The following is a 15,865-nucleotide window of genomic DNA, read 5'->3' as shown; positions in this document are numbered from 1 at the left end:
GGCAAGTCAGCTGTGGAACACCGAAAACACGCGGTCTGCCATCGCGGTAGCGTTCGCGCAACGCGAGCGCAAGGAGGCGGCGGTGGCAGGTGCGGATTCGGGTCTGCGGCGGGTCGCGGTCTACGCCGACACCGGTCACGCCGATCTGGCGCTGCCGGCCGCCGTCCCGGTGGCGCTGCTGGTCGGCGCCGTCGTCGACCTCGTCTCGGGCAGGGACGGCCCGCAGCCGGCATCGGGCCCCGCCGGTCCTCTTCCACCGCGCCCCTACCGGCTCGCGCAACCCGGCCGCCCGCCATTGGACGGCTCGAAAACTCTAGGGCAACAGGGGATCTGCGACGGTGCCGTGCTGGTGCTGACCCGCGCCGACGACGCCGCACCGGAACCGCGCTTCGACGACCCCGCCGAGCAGGTGGCGGCCAGCGCGCGGGCGGCGATGCACCCGTGGCGCCCGGCCGCCCGGCGACTCACCGGCGCGCTCGCGGCATCCGGCCTGGCCGGGGTCGCCGGTTTCGTGGCGGTCCCCGGTGGGCCCGGCGCTCCGAATGTGTTGCTCGCCATGGCCGCTGCCGGGACGGTGGCCGCCATGGCAGTGCCGTCGAGCGGCTGCGGCGGGACGACGCGCGCGCTCCTGTGCTGCCTGGCCGGGCTGGTGATCCTGGCCGCTGTCGCCGGAACGGTCTGTGCGGCAACCGGTGTTTCGGTGCAGGCGCTCGGCGCAGTGGCGGCGGCCGGCGGGCTCGGCCTGATCCGGGTGGCGGGCCGGATCGCGATGCTGGGCGCAGGGTCGTCGCAACGGCCGACGGCGAGCCACACCGTCGCGGCCCACGATCTGCTGTGCGGCCTGATCGCCGGGGCGACGGCGGCGGTGGTGCTGGGGGCCGCCGGGGTTGCCGCCGGGGAGCCGGTCGCCGGTGTGCCCAGCCTGGTCGGTGTCGCGTTCGCGGCGGCAGCCGGCACGGCGCTGCTGCTGCGGGCCCGCTCCCATACCGACGGCGCGCAGATCGCAACCCTGCTGGCCGGCGGTGCAGCCGCGATGGGCATCGCCGTATTGTCAGCCGCGCTCGATGAGGCGCCGCACCGGCCCTGGCCGGCGGTGGTGGCGGTGGCGGCATCCGGCGCCGCGGTCGTTCTCGGTTTCACGGCGCCGATCCGGTCCCCGTTGGCCCGCCGCGGCGCCGAAGTGCTCGAGAGTATGGCATTGGGCGCGCTGGTGCCGCTGGCCTGCTGGCTCTGCGGGCTCTACGGCGCCGTTCGCGGACTGAATCTGGGCTGAGTGATGCGCGGCGCCAAGGTCGTTCGGATCGCCCGAGTCTTCGCGGCGGCGCTGATCGCCGGGACCACCCAGTATGTACCGCAGGCAAGCGCGGTCACGCCGCCGCCGATCGACAGTGCGCTGCTGCCTGCCGCCGGGCCGGCCGCACCGGCACGCGCAACGGTGCAACGCGAGGTGTGCGGGGTCCCGACGCTGCAGCCGGATGCGCCGGTCACCCAGCTCGACGGGCTGGACCTGCCCGCGGTGTGGGCGCTGACCCGCGGTGCCGGCCAGCGGGTGGCGGTGATCGACACCGGGGTTGCGCCGCACCGGCGGCTGCCCGGGCTGGTGGGCGGTGGTGATTATGTGTCCAGCGGCGACGGCGCCCAGGACTGCGACGGGCACGGCACGCTGGTCGCCGGAATCATCGGGGCCGCAGCCGATCCGGCGACCGACCGGTTCGCCGGCCTGGCGCCGCTGGCCACCGTGATCGGTATCCGCCAGTCCAGCGCCAAGTTCGCCGCCGCCGGGGACGCCCCGGGCGTCGGCGATGTCGACACACTGGCGAAGGCGGTGCGCACCGCCGCCGACCTGGGGGCGTCGGTGATCAACATCTCGGCGGTGGCCTGCCTGCCGGCCGGCTCCGGTCTGGACGACCGGGCGCTCGGCGCCGCGCTGGCTTATGCGGTCGAGGTGAGAAACGCCGTGGTGGTCGCCGCGGCAGGCAACACCGACGACGGCTGTGGTGCCGGCGGGCCGATGATCGTCACGCCGGCCTGGTATGACGACTACGTGCTGACCGTCGGATCGGTGGACGCCCACGGCGCGCCGTCGGCGTTCACCTTGGCGGGCCCCTGGGTCGACGTGGCCGCGCCCGGCGAGGGCGTGCTGTCGCTGAGCACCATCGCCGACGCGATGGCCAACACCGTTGCCGGATCGCCGGTTCACGGCACCAGTTTCGCCGCGCCGGTGGTCAGTGGTCTGGCGGCGCTGATCCGGGCCCGCTTCCCGGATTGGACACCGCGGCAGGTGATGGACCGGATCAAGGCCACCGCCCGCCACCCGCCCGGTGGACGCGACGACGTCGTCGGCGCCGGGGTGATCGATCCGCTGGCGGCGATCAGTGCCGACACAACTCGGCCGGCCGCCGGCCGGCCGGTCCCCCGACCGGCGCCACCGGGACCGCCGGTCGCGCCCGACGCCGAACCGGCCACCGAGCCAGACGGGCTGCGCGCCGCGGGCACCGGCACCGGTGTGCTGCTGGCTTTGCTGCTGGCGGTGGTCATCGCCCGGGCTGCGGCAGCACGACGTCGTGGGCCAGCAGCGCCTGGTCCCGACTGAGCCGCGGGCCGGCCGGCAACCCGGCCAGCATCGGCCAGGGCACGCCGGCGGCCATTGGCGGCAGCCCGAGGCTGCGGGCCGCGGCGTCGTCGCTCACGGTGAACCGCACCCCGGTCTCGGTGATCAGGTAGCCGGCGCCGGCGCCGCGGCCGGAGGCGTCCGAGGCCCGCACATAGGCACTGCGGCCCGGCGGGAGATAGACGGCGTCCAGTGCCGGGCCTGGCCCGTCGGCCTGGGCCAACGGTGTCGGCGCCGCTTCGGCGGGTAGCGGCAGGCCCACACCGGCCGACAGCATGATGCCGGCCGGGTCGCCGAGGCGCCAATGGGCGCAGAGGGTCTCCGCGGCGGGCAGCTCGGCGAGGCGACCGACGGGATCCGACGGCGTGGCCGACGGCGCCTCCGGGATCGCGTTGAGCCACAGTCCCGAGACTCGCCGCGGCCCAGCGGGACCCAGCATCGGGTCGGCGGGGTTGATCGGCATCCGCCGTCCCCGTAGCACCAGGTAGGTGATCGCCGACTCGGAGCTGACGGCTATCGCCTCGTCGGCGCCGAGGCCGGCAATGTGCGCCGGGTCGACGCCGGCGACCAGTACGGTGCCGGCCGAGTCGTCGCACAACGACCAGGTCGCTGTCGCCGCCAAGGCCTCGCCGAGCACTCCGGGGGCACCCGGGATGCCCACCGGCGGGCCGCGCCGCGCCCGGCCGATCGCGTCCCCGGCCACCGGCCGCGGGTCGGCGGCTCCGGCGATCAGGCGAGCCGACGCGAGGTTGAGCACCGGATGCACCACGTCGCCGACCCGGACATAGAGCGCACCGGATGAGCGATCCAGCACGATGGCTGCGTCGCCGAGGCCCGGTTGCGGCCGCGCCACCGCCACCACCGCGGCGGCGGCCACCGCGATCACGGTGAGCAGGCAGCCCAGGCCCAGCCCGGCGCGGCCCGGCGCGGGACCGCCCGCCACCTGCCCGCAGCGCAGTGCACGTTCCAACCGGCGGGCCTGGAATCGGTGCGCACTGAGCTGCAGTTGTGTCGTCGATCGCCCCGCCATCCACCACTCCCTCGCGTGTGGCCGAGGCTAACCGCGGACCCGGCCGGGCCGTCGTCAGCCATGCACAGGGTTGTCGGCGCCCACAACCGGCTTCGGTACCATCCCGTTATGCGCTTTTCTCAGTTCAACAGCGTCTTTTCGGTGTTGTTGATGGCAGCCGCACTGCTGACCGTCCCGGCCGTGGCCCCGACCGCCCTCCCATCGGCGGCCGCCTATGACTGCCCGGATGTCGAGGTCATCTTCGCCCGCGGCACCAGTGAGCCCCCCGGCGTCGGCCGGGTCGGCCGGGCGATGATCGACTCGTTGCGCCAGCAAACCTCCAAAAAGGTCGACGAGTACGGCGTCAACTACCCCGCCGGCCGGCTGCAGCTCGGTGGTGGCGACGGCGCCAACGACGTGATCAAGCGAGTCAAAGCGGCGGCCGACGTGTGCCCGGACACCCAGTTGGTGCTCGGCGGGTATTCGCAGGGCGCCTCGGTGATCGACATCGTCACCGGCACCCAGGTGGGCGGTATCAGCTGGGGCAGCCAGCTGCCCGCCGAGTACGCCGACCAGGTGGTGGCCGTGGTGGCGTTCGGCAATCCCGCGGTGCGCACCGGCGGGCCGATCAGCGCGCAGAGCGCCCTGTTCGGCGCCAAGGCCCTCGACCTGTGCAACCCGGGTGACCCGATCTGTCACGAGGGCCCGGGTAACGAGTGGACCGACCACACCGACGGCTACATCCCGGCGCTGACGAGCCAGGCCGCCAACTTCATCGCCGGCCGGCTGCGAGCGCCCGGTCCCGTACCCGATGTCGAGCCGCTGGTTCGCTGACCAGGCCTGACCTGCGGGGACGTGGTTAGTTAGCTAATCAAGACTTTATTTCGCTACTATCTCTCGCTGTGAAGGCATTCCGCATCCTGGCCGCGTGCGCCGTCGCTGCCGCGCTGCTGATCAGCCCCGTCCCGTCGTCGCCGGCTTTCGCCGACGGGTGCCCGGACGCTGAGGTGATCTTCGCCCGCGGCACCGGCGAGCCACCGGGCCTGGGCCGGGTCGGTAACGCGCTCGTCGGCGCGCTGCGGAACCAGACCTCCCGGTCGATCGGCAGCTACGCGGTGAACTATCCGGCCAGCTACGACTTCGGCCGGGCCGCCGACGGTGCCAACGACGCCAGCGGTCACATCATGTGGATGATGGAGAACTGCCCCGGCACCCGCCTGGTGCTCGGGGGGTACTCGCAGGGCGCGGCGGTCATCGACATCATCGCAGCGGCACCGGTGCCCGGTTTCGGTTTCACCGCGCCGCTGCCGCCCGAGGCCGCCGACCACGTCGCTGCCATCGCGGTGTTCGGCAACCCCTCCAACAAGATCGGCCAGCCCTTGACGAACAGTCCGGTCTACGGGTTCAAGACGATCGACTTGTGCACCGACGGCGATCCGGTCTGTTCCCCCGGGCGGATGTTCTCCGCGCACTCGGGCTACACCCCCGGCATGACCAATCAGGCCGCCTCGTTCGTCGCCGGCCTGCTGTAGCGCTCCCTACGTTCGGCGAACGGGCGCGTTTGTACAGCGACACGCCGCTACTGCCGTACAACCGTGCACGCTTACGTCCAAGGCAATCAGCGGGTGCGTAGCTCCCGGGTGATTGCGGTGCGCGCGCCCAGCTGGTCGTCCGGCGGGTAGTCGACCCCGACCAGGGTCAGCCCGCGCGCCGGCGCGGCGGTGAAGTCGCTGGAGCGGCGGCTGGCATTCAGCAACCCCGCGCACCAGGCCGCATCGCGCCGGTGCTCGCCGACGGCCAGCACGGCTCCGACCAGGGAGCGCACCATCGACCAGCAGAACGCGTCGGCGCTGACGTGCGCGGTGACCAGGTCGCCGTCGCGCACCCAGTCGAGGCGCTGCAGGTCACGGATGGTGGTGGCGCCCTCGCGATGACGACAGAACGCTGCGAAGTCGTTGAGTCCCAACAGCTGCTGGGACGCTTCAGACATCGCCTCGACGTCCAGCGGGCGCGGCCACGCGGTGACATAGCGAGCCGACTGCGGCATCACCCCGTAGCGCGCCGTGGAGAGTCGGTAGACGTAATGGCGCCGCAGCGCCGAGAACCGGGCGTCAAAGCCCGGAGCAGCCCGTTCCACCCGCAGCGCCCGGACGTCGGCCGGCAGGAAACGCGCCAATCGCCGTGTCAGCGCCAGGAATTCCGGCTCGCCGTCCCGCCGGGCACGCGAATAGGCATACCGCAACGCAGACTCGGGAACATCGACGTGGGCCACCTGCCCGGTGGCATGTACGCCGGTATCGGTGCGCCCCGCCGCGAACAACCGCACCGGGGTGCGGAACACCGTCGTCAGCGCCTCATCGAGGACACCGGCGACCGTGCGCTGCCCGGCCTGAACCGCCCAGCCGGCGAACTCCGTGCCGTCGTAGGCGATGTCGAGCCGAAGCCGGACAGCCTCGGCGTTACTGTCAGGACTCGTCGGTGCCCTCGGTGGTCTCGGCGGCGTCGGCGGCCTCGGTCGCCTCAGCGGCTTCGGCAGCCGGCTCCTCGACCGTCTCGGTCGCGGCCGGCTTCTCGGCGGGCTCCTCGGCCGGCTTCTCCGCCTTGGCAGCGGCCTTCTTGGCCCCGGCGCGGCGCGCCTTGTCGGCCTCGGAGGTCACCGTCTTCTCCCGGACCAGCTCGATCACGGCCATCGGGGCGTTGTCGCCCTGACGCGCCTCGACCTTGATGATGCGGGTGTAGCCGCCGTTACGGTCCGCGAAGTGCGGGGCGATCTCGGCGAACAGCGAGTGCACCACGTCCTTGTCGCGGATCTTCTTGAGCACCTCACGCCGGTTGTGCAGCGTGCCCTTCTTGGCGTGGGTGATCAGCTTCTCGGCGTACGGCCGCAATGCCCGCGCCTTGGACTCGGTGGTCTTGATCCGGCCGTGGGTGAACAGCGAGGTGGCCAGGTTGGCCAGCAGCGCCTTCTGGTGCGAGGACGACCCGCCGAGACGGCGACCCTTGGTGGGCTTGGGCATTGGGGCTTCTCCTAAATGGGGCCGGCCCCCGTATCAGGTAGGGCCGGGACGGAATTCTGCTACAGCTGTTCGGTTTCGGCGTAGTCCTGCTCGTCGTAACCGGTGTCGGCCGACCAGGTGCCGGTGGCGGCGTCGTAACCCGCCACCTGCGACGGGTCGAAGCTGGCCGGGCTGTCCTTGAGCGACAGACCGAGCTGGTGCAGCTTCACCTTGACCTCGTCGATGGACTTCTGCCCGAAGTTGCGGATGTCGAGCAGGTCGGACTCGGTGCGGGCGACCAGCTCCCCGACCGTGTGCACGCCCTCGCGCTTGAGGCAGTTGTAGGACCGCACCGTCAGATCCAGGTCGTCGATCGGCAGCGCGAACGACGCGATGTGGTCCGCTTCGGCCGGCGACGGCCCGATCTCGATTCCCTCGGCCTCGACGTTGAGTTCGCGTGCCAGGCCGAACAATTCGACCAGGGTCTTGCCGGCCGAGGCCAGCGCGTCCCGCGGGCTGATGGAGTTCTTGGTCTCCACATCCAGCACCAGCTTGTCGAAGTCGGTGCGCTGCTCGACACGGGTGGCCTCGACCTTGTAGGTCACCTTGAGCACCGGCGAGTAGATCGAGTCGACCGGGATGCGGCCGATCTCGGCGCCGGAGACCTTGTTCTGCACGGCCGGGACGTAACCGCGGCCCCGCTCGACGATCAACTCGACCTCGAGCTTGCCCTTGTCGTTGAGGGTCGCGATGTGCATGTCGGGGTTGTGCACCGTCACGCCCGCCGGCGGCACGATGTCACCGGCGGTGACGGCACCCGGGCCCTGCTTGCGCAGGTACATGGTGACCGGCTCGTCCTCGTCGGAGGAGACCACCAGGCCCTTGAGGTTCAAGATGATGTCGGTGACATCCTCTTTGACGCCGGGGACCGTCGTGAACTCGTGCAGCACGCCGTCGATGCGGATGCTGGTGACCGCCGCGCCGGGGATCGACGACAGCAGCGTGCGGCGAAGCGAGTTGCCCAGGGTGTAACCGAATCCCGGCTCCAGCGGTTCGATGACGAACTGGGAGCGGTTGTCGGCCACTACCTCTTCGGACAGGGTGGGACGCTGCGAGATCAGCATTGGTGTTCTTTCTCCTTCTGGCACCCGCTATTTGATGCCGCTCGGTTGTCTCGCGGCGATCCGCTTCGCCCGGCTACGCCGCGCTTGCGATCCCCGCGGGGTACTCGGGGGCGTTCCCCGAGTGTGGTGTTACTTCGAGTAGAACTCGACGATCAGCTGCTCGGCGAGCGGGACGTCGATCTGTGCGCGCTCGGGCAGCTGGTGGACCAGGATTCGCTGCCGCTCCCCGACCACCTGCAGCCAGCCCGGGATGGGGCGGTCGCCCGCGGTCTCCCGGGAGATCTGGAACGGCACCGTGTTGATCGACTTGTCCTTGACGTCGATGATGTCGTACTGCGCGACCTGGTAGCTGGGCACGTCGACCTTCACACCGTTGACGGTGAAGTGGCCGTGGCTGACCAACTGACGGGCCATCCGACGAGTGCGGGCCAGGCCCGCGCGGTAGACCACGTTGTCCAGCCGGCTCTCCAGGATGCGCAGCAGTTCCTCGCCGGTCTTGCCGCCACGACGGACGGCTTCCTCGTAGTAGCGGCGGAACTGCTTCTCCATCACGCCGTAGGTGAAGCGAGCCTTCTGCTTCTCCTGCAGCTGCAGCCGGTATTCGCTTTCCTTGATCCGCGCGCGGCCGTGCTGGCCGGGCGGGTAGGGCCGCTTCTCGAATGCCTGGTCTCCGCCGACGAGGTCGACGCCCAGCCGGCGGGACTTGCGGGTTGCGGGTCCGGTGTAACGAGCCATGTTGTTTCTCCTCCTCGAACCCGACTAGACCCGGCGACGCTTGGGCGGACGGCAACCGTTGTGGGGCTGCGGGGTGACATCGGAAATCGCACCGACCTCCAAGCCGGCAGCCTGCAGCGAGCGGATCGCGGTCTCGCGGCCAGAACCCGGGCCCTTGACGAACACGTCGACCTTCTTCACACCGTGCTCCTGCGCCTTGCGGGCGGCGTTCTCGGCGGCCAGCTGTGCGGCGAACGGGGTGGACTTACGCGAGCCCTTGAACCCGACGTGACCCGACGACGCCCAGGCGATGACGTTGCCCTGCGGGTCGGTGATCGTCACGATCGTGTTGTTGAAGGTGCTCTTGATGTGCGCGGCACCATGCGGGACGTTCTTCTTTTCCCGCCGCCGGGTCTTCTGGCCCTTCTTGGGCCCGGTCGCTTTCTTGGTTGCCATGGGTCTTACCTGGCCTTCTTCTTACCGGCGATGGTGCGCTTGGGGCCCTTGCGGGTACGCGCGTTGGTCTTGGTCCGCTGGCCGCGCACCGGCAGCCCGCGGCGGTGCCGCAGGCCCTGGTAGCAGCCGATCTCGATCTTGCGACGGATGTCGGCCTGCACCTCGCGGCGCAGGTCACCCTCGACCTTGAGGTTGCCCTCGATGTAGTCGCGCAGCGCGGTCAGCTGTTCGTCGGTGAGGTCCTTGCTGCGCTGGTCCTTGTCGATACCAGTCGCGGCGAGAATTTCGCCTGCGCGGGTACGGCCGATGCCGTAGATGTAGGTCAGCGCGATCTCCATGCGCTTATCGCGCGGCAGGTCGACGCCCACAAGTCGTGCCATGGGTGGCATTCCCTCTTTCGTAGCGGAGGTGTCGGTCCCAGCCCGTTCCCGGCCGAAATAGCTCCGGGGCCCGGCCTCCGATCCGGGCGTTGCCGAACGGCCAATCCGTTCAGTGGTACTGGGAGGTCTGCATTCAGTTGTGGTGCGGCCGAGTCCTGGCGGAAGCCCTGACTAGCCCTGACGCTGCTTGTGGCGCGGGTCTGAGCAGATCACCATGACCCGGCCGTGCCGACGGATCACCCTGCACTTGTCGCAGATCGGCTTGACGCTGGGGTTCACCTTCACGGCTGCTGTGGTCCTGTTCTCATTCGCTGGTTACTAAAGGTCTGCTGGCTGGGCGGCCCGGCGCTACTTGTACCGGTAGACGATGCGTCCCCGGGACAGGTCGTAAGGAGACAACTCCACGACCACCCGGTCCTCCGGCAGGATTCGGATGTAGTGCTGCCGCATCTTGCCGCTGATGTGAGCGAGCACCTTGTGACCGTTCTCCAGCTCAATGCGAAACATCGCATTGGGCAGGGGCTCGACCACGCGGCCCTCGACCTCGATGGCACCGTCTTTCTTGGCCATTACTCTCCGGCGATCCTCCGTGTCTGGCTTTCCTGTTGTATATGCATGCGCCCGCCATGGCGCAGCATCGACTACGACTACAGAACGTGGGCCGGTGGCAGGAAATTCCAGGTAGAAAGCCAAGAATCTCAGACTGGGCACGCAAGAGTCGACGCGAACGCCGCACCGTCGTCCCACGATACCCGGTGGAGAGCCGGGCGCCAAAATCGTCGGTGATGAGAGACTGATCCCAAACGGCACCAGCCGCCGCCACGCAGCGATGGGATGCACATGACCGAGGCACTGTCACTCAAACCCGAGCTGGGCCGCTACGCGGTTTGGACCTTCGGATCCCCGTCTCCCGAGCAGGCCGCCGAGATCGAGCGGCTGGGTTACGGCGCGATCTGGGTGGGTGGCTCGCCGGCCGCAGAACTCTCCTTCGTCGAGCCGCTGCTGGCGGCGACGACGACGCTGCAGGTGGCAACCGGGATCGTCAACATCTGGTCGGCGCCGGCGCCGCAGGTCGCGGAGTCGTATAACCGCATCGAGGCCGCTCATCCCGGCCGGTTCCTGCTGGGCATCGGCGTCGGTCACAGCGAGGCCACCGCCGAGTACCGCAGTCCGTATCAGGCCCTGGTCGATTATCTCGACAGCCTGGACGCGGCCGGCGTGCCCACCAGCCGCCGGGTGCTGGCCGCGCTGGGCCCCAAGGTGCTGCGATTGGCGGCGGAGCGCAGCGCCGGGGCCCATCCCTACCTGACCACTCCCGAGCACACCGCGACCGCGCGCGGACTGATCGGGCCGTCGGTGTTCCTGGCGCCCGAGCACAAGGTGGTGCTCACCACCGATGCCGCCGCCGCCCGCGAGGCCGGGCGCGAGGCGGTCGGCTTCTATCTGCGGCTGTCGAACTACGTCAACAACTGGCGCAGGCTGGGCTTCACCGAGCGCGACGTACGCCCACCCGGCAGCGACCGGCTGATCGACGCGGTGGTGGCCCACGGCACCGCCGAGAAGGTCGCCGCCCGGTTGGGTGAGCACCTGGACGCCGGCGCGGATCAGGTGACGATCCAGGTGCTGGGCGGCTGGAAGGCCCTGCTGCCGACACTGACGGAGCTGGCCGGCCCGCTGGGGTTGACACCGCGGGACTGACCGCGAGTGGGAATCTGGCGACGCGACGCGCGGGCGCGGCGTCGTGGATTTCCCGCTCGCGCCAAGGGGGCGCCCCGCCCCCGTTAGGGTTGCCCCATGCGTCTGCTGGTCACCGGCGGCGCCGGGTTCATCGGCGCCAACTTCGTGCACAGCACGCTGGCGCAGCGGCCCGGCGCCGAGATCACGGTGCTCGACGCCCTGACCTACGCCGGCAGCCGCGAGTCACTGGGCGACATCACCGCCGATATCCGGCTGGTGGAGGGCGACATCACCGACGCCACGCTGGTGTCGCAGCTGGTCGCCGAATCCGACGCGGTGGTGCACTTCGCCGCCGAAACCCACGTGGACAACGCGCTGGCCGACCCCGAGCCGTTCCTGCGCTCCAACGTGGTCGGCACCTTCACCGTGCTGGAGGCGGTACGCGCCCACCGGGTGCGGCTGCATCACGTCTCCACCGACGAGGTCTACGGCGAGCTGGCCCTCGACGATCCCCGCCGGTTCACCGAGACGACGCCGTATCACCCGTCGAGCCCCTACTCGTCGACCAAGGCCGCCGCCGACCTGCTGGTGCGGTCCTGGGTGCGCTCCTACGGCACCCACGCGACGATCTCGAACTGCTCCAACAACTACGGGCCTTACCAGCACGTGGAGAAGTTCATCCCGCGCCAGATCACCAACCTGCTGACCGGGCGCCGAGCCAAGCTGTACGGCAGCGGTGCCAACGTGCGGGACTGGATCCACGTCGACGACCACAACAGCGCGGTCTGGGCCATCATGGCCGGCGGGCATCCCGGGCGCACCTACCTGATCGGCGCCGACGGGGAACGCGACAACCGCAGCGTGCTGCAGGCCATCCTGCGGCTGATGGACCACGACCCCGACGACTTCGACCACGTCGCCGACCGGCCCGGCCATGACCTGCGGTATGCGATCGACCCGTCTGCGCTGCGCGACGAGCTGGGCTGGAAACCCGAGCACACCGACTTCGAGGCCGGGCTGCGCGCGACGATCGAGTGGTACCGCGCCAACGAATCCTGGTGGGCGCCGCTGAAAGACGCCGCCGAAGCCCGCTACGCCGAGCTGGGACGCTGAGGTGGCGTTCCGCGAACTGGCCGTCCCGGGGGCCTGGGAGCTCACCCCGATCCAACACGCCGACGCGCGCGGCGTGTTCTTCGAATGGTTCACCGACCGCGAGTTCACTGGGTTCGCCGGTCACCGGTTCGACCTGCGGCAGGCCAACTGCTCGGTGTCGCGCGCCGGCGTGCTGCGCGGCCTGCATTTCGCCCAGCCGCCGCCCGGGCAGGCCAAGTACGTCACCTGCGTGACGGGGTCGGTCTTCGACGTCGTCGTCGACGTCCGGGCCGGTTCGCCGACCTACGGCCGCTGGGATGCGGTGCTGCTGGACGCCCGCGACCGCCGATCGGTGTACATCGCCGCCGGCCTGGCACACGGATTCCTTGCGCTACAAGATGATTCGACAGTGATGTATCTGTGCTCCGCCGAATACGACCCACAGCGCGAGCACACCATCAGCGCCACCGACCCCGCGATCGGCATCGACTGGCCCGCCGGTCACCCGCTGGTGGTCTCCGAGCGCGACCGCGAGGCACCGACGCTGGCCGAGGTGCGGGCCGCCGGGCTGCTGCCGGTCTGGGATCAGGCGTAACCGAGGTTGGCTCTCACCGACTGTGCGGTTTGGCAGGCAAAACGGCCCCGAAACATGCAAAGCCGCACATTCGGCACCGCTCAGCCCGCAAGATGCGGTCAGGTCAGGGGCCGGTCACCAGCTGGCCCGTCAACCACCAGGAGCAGCCATGGCCAGCCCAAGGGTCACCGCCTACGCCCCACTGTATGACGAATTCGACTACGTCATCGACGACTACGACGGTGAACTCCCCGCCGATCTGCATGGCACGCTGTACCGCAACGGACCCGGGAAGCTCGATGCCGGGGGCCAGCAGCTCGGCCACCTCTTCGACGGCGACGGCATGCTGTCGATGTTCACCTTCGCGGACGGCAGGCTGCACTACCGCAACCGCTACGTCGACACCAAGCACTACCGGAAATCCCTAGCCTCCAAGGGCGCTCCCTACCGCGCGCTGGGAACGATGCGCCCCGGCGGGATCCTCCGCAACGCGCTGCGCTTCCCGGCCAACGTCGCCAACACCGGCGTGGTCACGCATGCCGGAAAGCTGCTGGCACTATGGGAGGGCGGCCCGCCCACCGAGGTCGACCCGGACACCCTGGGCACTATCGGTATTCACCGATTCGGCGGCAAGTTGAAGTGGCTGGGCGCGTTCTCCGCCCACCCGAAGTGGGACCCCGCGACAGGCGAGATGTTCAACTTCGGCATGGCGATGCTGCCCGTCCCGAAACTGATCTGCCACCGGGTGGACCGTGCCGGAACGCTGCACCGGTTGGGGCAGCTCAAGCTGCCGGCGCCGATGTTCAACCATGATGTCGGCCTGACCGCACGCCACATGGTGTTCGTGATCCCCCCGCTGATGTTCCCGCCCGCCAAGATGCTCGCCGCGGGCCTGGGGATGCGCAACTTCATCGATGCCATCGACTACGAGGCGTCCCGCGGCACCATGGTCGCACTGGTGCCGCGGGACGGCGGCAAACCCCTTGTGCGGCACACAGATCCGACGCTGCACCTGCACCTGGCCAACGCCTATGAGGACCGCGGCGACACCGTCGTCGAACTGGTCGACTACGACGCCAGCTGGGAAGACCTCAACGGCCAGCTCTCCTCGGTGCAGACGCTGGCCCAGAGCGGCACCATGCCCTACGGGGGGCATCTGACGCGGATGCGGATCACGCCGTCGGGCAGCGTGACGTCCGAACGGCTCACCGAGAGCTACGGCGAATTCCCGACCTTCAACCTGACCCGCACCGGCTCCCCGCAGCGCTACACCTACCTGTCGGCGAACACCGGCGCCGGGGCCTATCCGAATGCGGTCGCCCGCATCGACCACAGTACGGGGACGCAGCTCACCTACGCGCTGCCGCCGGGCCATCTGCCGCACGAGGGCGTCTTCGCGGCGCGGCCCGGCGGCACCGACGAGGATGACGGCTGGCTGCTGGTGCCGTGCCAAGACGGCATCAACAACATCGCCGGCCTGCTGGTGTTCGACGCCAAGGACGTGGCCGCCGGGCCGGTTTTCACCGGGCGGCTCCGACACCACCTGCCGCTGACATTCCACGGCTGCTTCACCCCGCGGGCGGCGCGCGTCAGGTCATAACCGCGCACGCGGGCAGGGGACCCCCTCGCATTTACTAGGATGTCCTAGTATTCTTCGGGTAGGGCCGATCCGGCTCACCACGACTTCACGGGGATGGCGCATGAGCACTCAGATTCCACACTTCATCGACGGTCGCCGCACCGCCGGCGGTTCGCAACGCAGCACCGACGTCTTCGACCCCAACACCGGCGAGGTCCAGGCGACGCTGCCACTGGCCAACACCGCCGACGTCGACGGCGCGGTCGCCTCGGCCGCGGCCGCCCAGCGCGGCTGGGCCGCCCAGAACCCGCAACGCCGGGCCCGAGTGATGATGCGCTTCATCGACCTGGTCAACGCCAATGCCGACGAGCTGGCCGAGTTGCTCTCCCGCGAGCACGGCAAGACCCTCGACGACGCCCGCGGCGACATCCAGCGCGGTATCGAGGTGATCGAGTTCTGCGTCGGCATCCCGCACCTGCTCAAGGGCGAGCACACCGAGGGTGCCGGGCCGGGAATCGACGTCTTCTCGCTGCGCCAGCCGCTGGGCGTGGTCGCCGGGATCACCCCGTTCAACTTCCCGGCGATGATCCCGCTGTGGCAGGCCGGGCCGGCGCTGGCCTGCGGTAACGCTTTCATCCTCAAGCCGTCCGAGCGGGACCCCTCGGTCCCGGTGCGGCTCGCCGAGCTGTTCGTCGAGGCCGGCCTGCCGCCGGGGGTGCTGCAGGTGGTGCACGGCGACAAGGAGGCCGTCGACGCGCTGCTGCACCACCGCGACGTCGCCGCGATCGGCTTCGTCGGCAGCTCCGACATCGCGCAGTACATCTACTCCACGGCCACCGCCAACGGCAAGCGCGCCCAGTGCTTCGGCGGGGCGAAGAACCACATGATCGTGATGCCCGACGCCGACCTGGACCAGGCCGTCGACGCGCTGATCGGCGCCGGCTACGGCAGCGCCGGCGAGCGCTGCATGGCGATCTCGGTGGCGGTGCCGGTCGGCGAGCAGACCGCCGAGCGGTTACGCGGCCGGCTGGTGGAGCGGATCAACAACCTGCGGGTGGGCCACAGCCTCGACCCCAAGGCCGACTACGGCCCGCTGGTCACCCGCGCGGCCCTCGAGCGGGTCAACGACTACATCGGCCAGGGCGTGGCCGCCGGCGCCGAACTGGTGATCGACGGCCGGGAACGGGCCAGCGACGACACCCAGTTCGGCGACGCGGACCTGTCCGGCGGCTTCTTCGCCGGGCCGACGCTGTTCGACCACGTCACTACCGAGATGTCGATCTACACCGACGAGATCTTCGGGCCGGTGCTGTGCATGGTGCGCGCAGCGGACTACGAAGAGGCATTGCGGCTGCCGAGCGAACACGAATACGGCAACGGGGTGGCGATCTTCACCCGCGACGGCGACACCGCCCGCGACTTCACCTCCCGGGTGCAGGTCGGCATGGTCGGCGTGAACGTGCCGATCCCGGTTCCGGTGGCCTACCACACCTTCGGCGGCTGGAAGCGGTCCGGCTTCGGCGACCTCAACCAGCACGGCACGGCGTCGATCACCTTCTACACCAAGGTCAAGACGGTGACTCAGCGCTGGCCCTCGGGGATCAAGGACGGTGCCGAATTCCACATCCCCACCATGCAATAGGGGTTTGGGCA

The 15,865-nt window shown here is 70.0% G+C and carries 18 protein-coding genes; 9 read left to right on the top strand and 9 right to left on the bottom strand.

The window, feature by feature from the left end; translation table 11 throughout:
• Positions 1 to 82: 82 nt before the first annotated feature.
• Positions 83 to 1,273, top strand: a complete 1,191-nt coding sequence (locus BST10_RS11630; RefSeq protein ID WP_163762362.1) for an EsaB/YukD family protein — start codon at positions 83 to 85, stop codon at positions 1,271 to 1,273.
• A 3-nt stretch (positions 1,274 to 1,276) separates the two neighbouring features.
• Positions 1,277 to 2,593 carry a type VII secretion-associated serine protease mycosin gene (gene mycP, locus BST10_RS11625; protein ID WP_083037865.1) on the top strand — a complete coding sequence of 439 codons (1,317 nt, stop codon included), beginning with the start codon at positions 1,277 to 1,279 and terminating at the stop codon, positions 2,591 to 2,593.
• Here the strand turns inward: mycP and eccB are convergent.
• Positions 2,535 to 3,641 carry a type VII secretion protein EccB gene (gene eccB / locus BST10_RS11620; protein ID WP_083037864.1) on the bottom strand — a complete coding sequence of 369 codons (1,107 nt, stop codon included), beginning with the start codon at positions 3,639 to 3,641 and terminating at the stop codon, positions 2,535 to 2,537. The two genes, mycP and eccB, sit on opposite strands and share 59 nt — an antisense overlap.
• A 150-nt stretch (positions 3,642 to 3,791) precedes the next feature.
• Here eccB and BST10_RS11615 point away from each other — a divergent pair, with 150 nt between their 5' ends.
• Both BST10_RS11615 and BST10_RS11610 read left to right on the top strand, forming a co-directional pair.
• Positions 3,792 to 4,454 carry a cutinase family protein gene (locus tag BST10_RS11615; protein ID WP_013830205.1) on the top strand — a complete coding sequence of 221 codons (663 nt, stop codon included), beginning with the start codon at positions 3,792 to 3,794 and terminating at the stop codon, positions 4,452 to 4,454.
• Positions 4,455 to 4,522: 68 nt separating this feature from the next.
• Positions 4,523 to 5,152 carry a cutinase family protein gene (locus BST10_RS11610; protein ID WP_013830206.1) on the top strand — a complete coding sequence of 210 codons (630 nt, stop codon included), beginning with the start codon at positions 4,523 to 4,525 and terminating at the stop codon, positions 5,150 to 5,152.
• Between the two features lie 86 nt (positions 5,153 to 5,238).
• On the opposite strand, the gene truA is transcribed toward BST10_RS11610, so the two are convergent.
• The 8 genes from truA to infA form a co-directional block, all read right to left on the bottom strand.
• Positions 5,239 to 6,144: a tRNA pseudouridine(38-40) synthase TruA gene (gene truA, locus BST10_RS11605; protein ID WP_081465566.1), complete on the bottom strand. Its 906-nt coding sequence runs from the start codon at positions 6,142 to 6,144 to the stop codon at positions 5,239 to 5,241.
• Positions 6,086 to 6,637, bottom strand: a complete 552-nt coding sequence (gene rplQ / locus BST10_RS11600) for a 50S ribosomal protein L17 (protein WP_013830208.1) — start codon at positions 6,635 to 6,637, stop codon at positions 6,086 to 6,088. Before rplQ ends, truA begins: the two co-directional genes overlap by 59 nt.
• 59 nt (positions 6,638 to 6,696) lie before the next feature.
• Positions 6,697 to 7,740 (bottom strand): DNA-directed RNA polymerase subunit alpha, encoded by a 1,044-nt coding sequence (locus BST10_RS11595; RefSeq protein WP_013830209.1) that lies wholly within the window; start codon positions 7,738 to 7,740, stop codon positions 6,697 to 6,699.
• Between the two features lie 129 nt (positions 7,741 to 7,869).
• On the bottom strand, positions 7,870 to 8,475 hold the full coding sequence (gene rpsD / locus BST10_RS11590) for a 30S ribosomal protein S4 (protein WP_083037863.1): 606 nt from the start codon (positions 8,473 to 8,475) through the stop codon (positions 7,870 to 7,872).
• Positions 8,476 to 8,499: 24 nt separating this feature from the next.
• The gene (gene rpsK / locus BST10_RS11585) at positions 8,500 to 8,910 is read right to left on the bottom strand and encodes a 30S ribosomal protein S11 (protein ID WP_013830211.1); all 411 of its coding nucleotides are present in this window, start codon (positions 8,908 to 8,910) and stop codon (positions 8,500 to 8,502) included.
• A 5-nt stretch (positions 8,911 to 8,915) separates the two neighbouring features.
• Complete coding sequence (gene rpsM, locus BST10_RS11580) at positions 8,916 to 9,290, bottom strand: 30S ribosomal protein S13 (protein ID WP_041318631.1); 375 nt, start codon at positions 9,288 to 9,290, stop codon at positions 8,916 to 8,918.
• Between the two features lie 171 nt (positions 9,291 to 9,461).
• Positions 9,462 to 9,575, bottom strand: a complete 114-nt coding sequence (gene rpmJ / locus BST10_RS11575) for a 50S ribosomal protein L36 (RefSeq protein WP_003879483.1) — start codon at positions 9,573 to 9,575, stop codon at positions 9,462 to 9,464.
• Between the two features lie 63 nt (positions 9,576 to 9,638).
• The gene (gene infA, locus BST10_RS11570; protein WP_003418601.1) at positions 9,639 to 9,860 is read right to left on the bottom strand and encodes a translation initiation factor IF-1; all 222 of its coding nucleotides are present in this window, start codon (positions 9,858 to 9,860) and stop codon (positions 9,639 to 9,641) included.
• A 270-nt stretch (positions 9,861 to 10,130) separates the two neighbouring features.
• On the opposite strand from infA, the gene BST10_RS11565 reads away from it, so the two are divergent.
• From BST10_RS11565 to BST10_RS11545, 5 genes are all read left to right on the top strand, one after another.
• Positions 10,131 to 10,988 carry an LLM class F420-dependent oxidoreductase gene (locus tag BST10_RS11565; protein ID WP_013830213.1) on the top strand — a complete coding sequence of 286 codons (858 nt, stop codon included), beginning with the start codon at positions 10,131 to 10,133 and terminating at the stop codon, positions 10,986 to 10,988.
• A 96-nt stretch (positions 10,989 to 11,084) separates the two neighbouring features.
• On the top strand, positions 11,085 to 12,080 hold the full coding sequence (gene rfbB, locus BST10_RS11560) for a dTDP-glucose 4,6-dehydratase (protein ID WP_083037862.1): 996 nt from the start codon (positions 11,085 to 11,087) through the stop codon (positions 12,078 to 12,080).
• Position 12,081: 1 nt separating this feature from the next.
• Positions 12,082 to 12,654 carry a dTDP-4-dehydrorhamnose 3,5-epimerase gene (rfbC, locus tag BST10_RS11555; protein WP_083037861.1) on the top strand — a complete coding sequence of 191 codons (573 nt, stop codon included), beginning with the start codon at positions 12,082 to 12,084 and terminating at the stop codon, positions 12,652 to 12,654.
• Positions 12,655 to 12,802: 148 nt separating this feature from the next.
• On the top strand, positions 12,803 to 14,233 hold the full coding sequence (locus BST10_RS11550) for a carotenoid oxygenase family protein (RefSeq protein WP_083037860.1): 1,431 nt from the start codon (positions 12,803 to 12,805) through the stop codon (positions 14,231 to 14,233).
• A gap of 100 nt (positions 14,234 to 14,333) precedes the next feature.
• Complete coding sequence (locus BST10_RS11545) at positions 14,334 to 15,854, top strand: CoA-acylating methylmalonate-semialdehyde dehydrogenase (protein ID WP_013830218.1); 1,521 nt, start codon at positions 14,334 to 14,336, stop codon at positions 15,852 to 15,854.
• Positions 15,855 to 15,865 lie beyond the last annotated feature (11 nt).

Source organism: Mycolicibacter algericus DSM 45454, assembly GCF_002086455.1.
GTDB classification, from domain to species: Bacteria; Actinomycetota; Actinomycetes; order Mycobacteriales; family Mycobacteriaceae; genus Mycobacterium; species Mycobacterium algericum.
The sequence above is the reverse complement of the archived record's forward strand: the minus strand, read 5'-3'. Positions and strand labels throughout refer to the sequence as shown.

Bases quoted from the DNA above. Each gene is read 5' to 3' on its own strand.
- mycP (WP_083037865.1), top strand. From the start codon at position 1,277: ATGCGCGGCGCCAAGGTCGTTCGGATCGCCCGAGTCTTCGCGGCGGCG.
- eccB (WP_083037864.1), bottom strand. From the start codon at position 3,641: ATGGCGGGGCGATCGACGACACAACTGCAGCTCAGTGCGCACCGATTC.
- BST10_RS11615 (WP_013830205.1), top strand. From the start codon at position 3,792: ATGGCAGCCGCACTGCTGACCGTCCCGGCCGTGGCCCCGACCGCCCTC.
- rplQ (WP_013830208.1), bottom strand. From the start codon at position 6,637: ATGCCCAAGCCCACCAAGGGTCGCCGTCTCGGCGGGTCGTCCTCGCAC.
- BST10_RS11595 (WP_013830209.1), bottom strand. From the start codon at position 7,740: ATGCTGATCTCGCAGCGTCCCACCCTGTCCGAAGAGGTAGTGGCCGAC.
- rpsD (WP_083037863.1), bottom strand. From the start codon at position 8,475: ATGGCTCGTTACACCGGACCCGCAACCCGCAAGTCCCGCCGGCTGGGC.
- rpsK (WP_013830211.1), bottom strand. From the start codon at position 8,910: ATGGCAACCAAGAAAGCGACCGGGCCCAAGAAGGGCCAGAAGACCCGG.
- rpsM (WP_041318631.1), bottom strand. From the start codon at position 9,290: ATGGCACGACTTGTGGGCGTCGACCTGCCGCGCGATAAGCGCATGGAG.
- infA (WP_003418601.1), bottom strand. From the start codon at position 9,860: ATGGCCAAGAAAGACGGTGCCATCGAGGTCGAGGGCCGCGTGGTCGAG.
- BST10_RS11565 (WP_013830213.1), top strand. From the start codon at position 10,131: ATGACCGAGGCACTGTCACTCAAACCCGAGCTGGGCCGCTACGCGGTT.
- rfbB (WP_083037862.1), top strand. From the start codon at position 11,085: ATGCGTCTGCTGGTCACCGGCGGCGCCGGGTTCATCGGCGCCAACTTC.
- BST10_RS11550 (WP_083037860.1), top strand. From the start codon at position 12,803: ATGGCCAGCCCAAGGGTCACCGCCTACGCCCCACTGTATGACGAATTC.
- BST10_RS11545 (WP_013830218.1), top strand. From the start codon at position 14,334: ATGAGCACTCAGATTCCACACTTCATCGACGGTCGCCGCACCGCCGGC.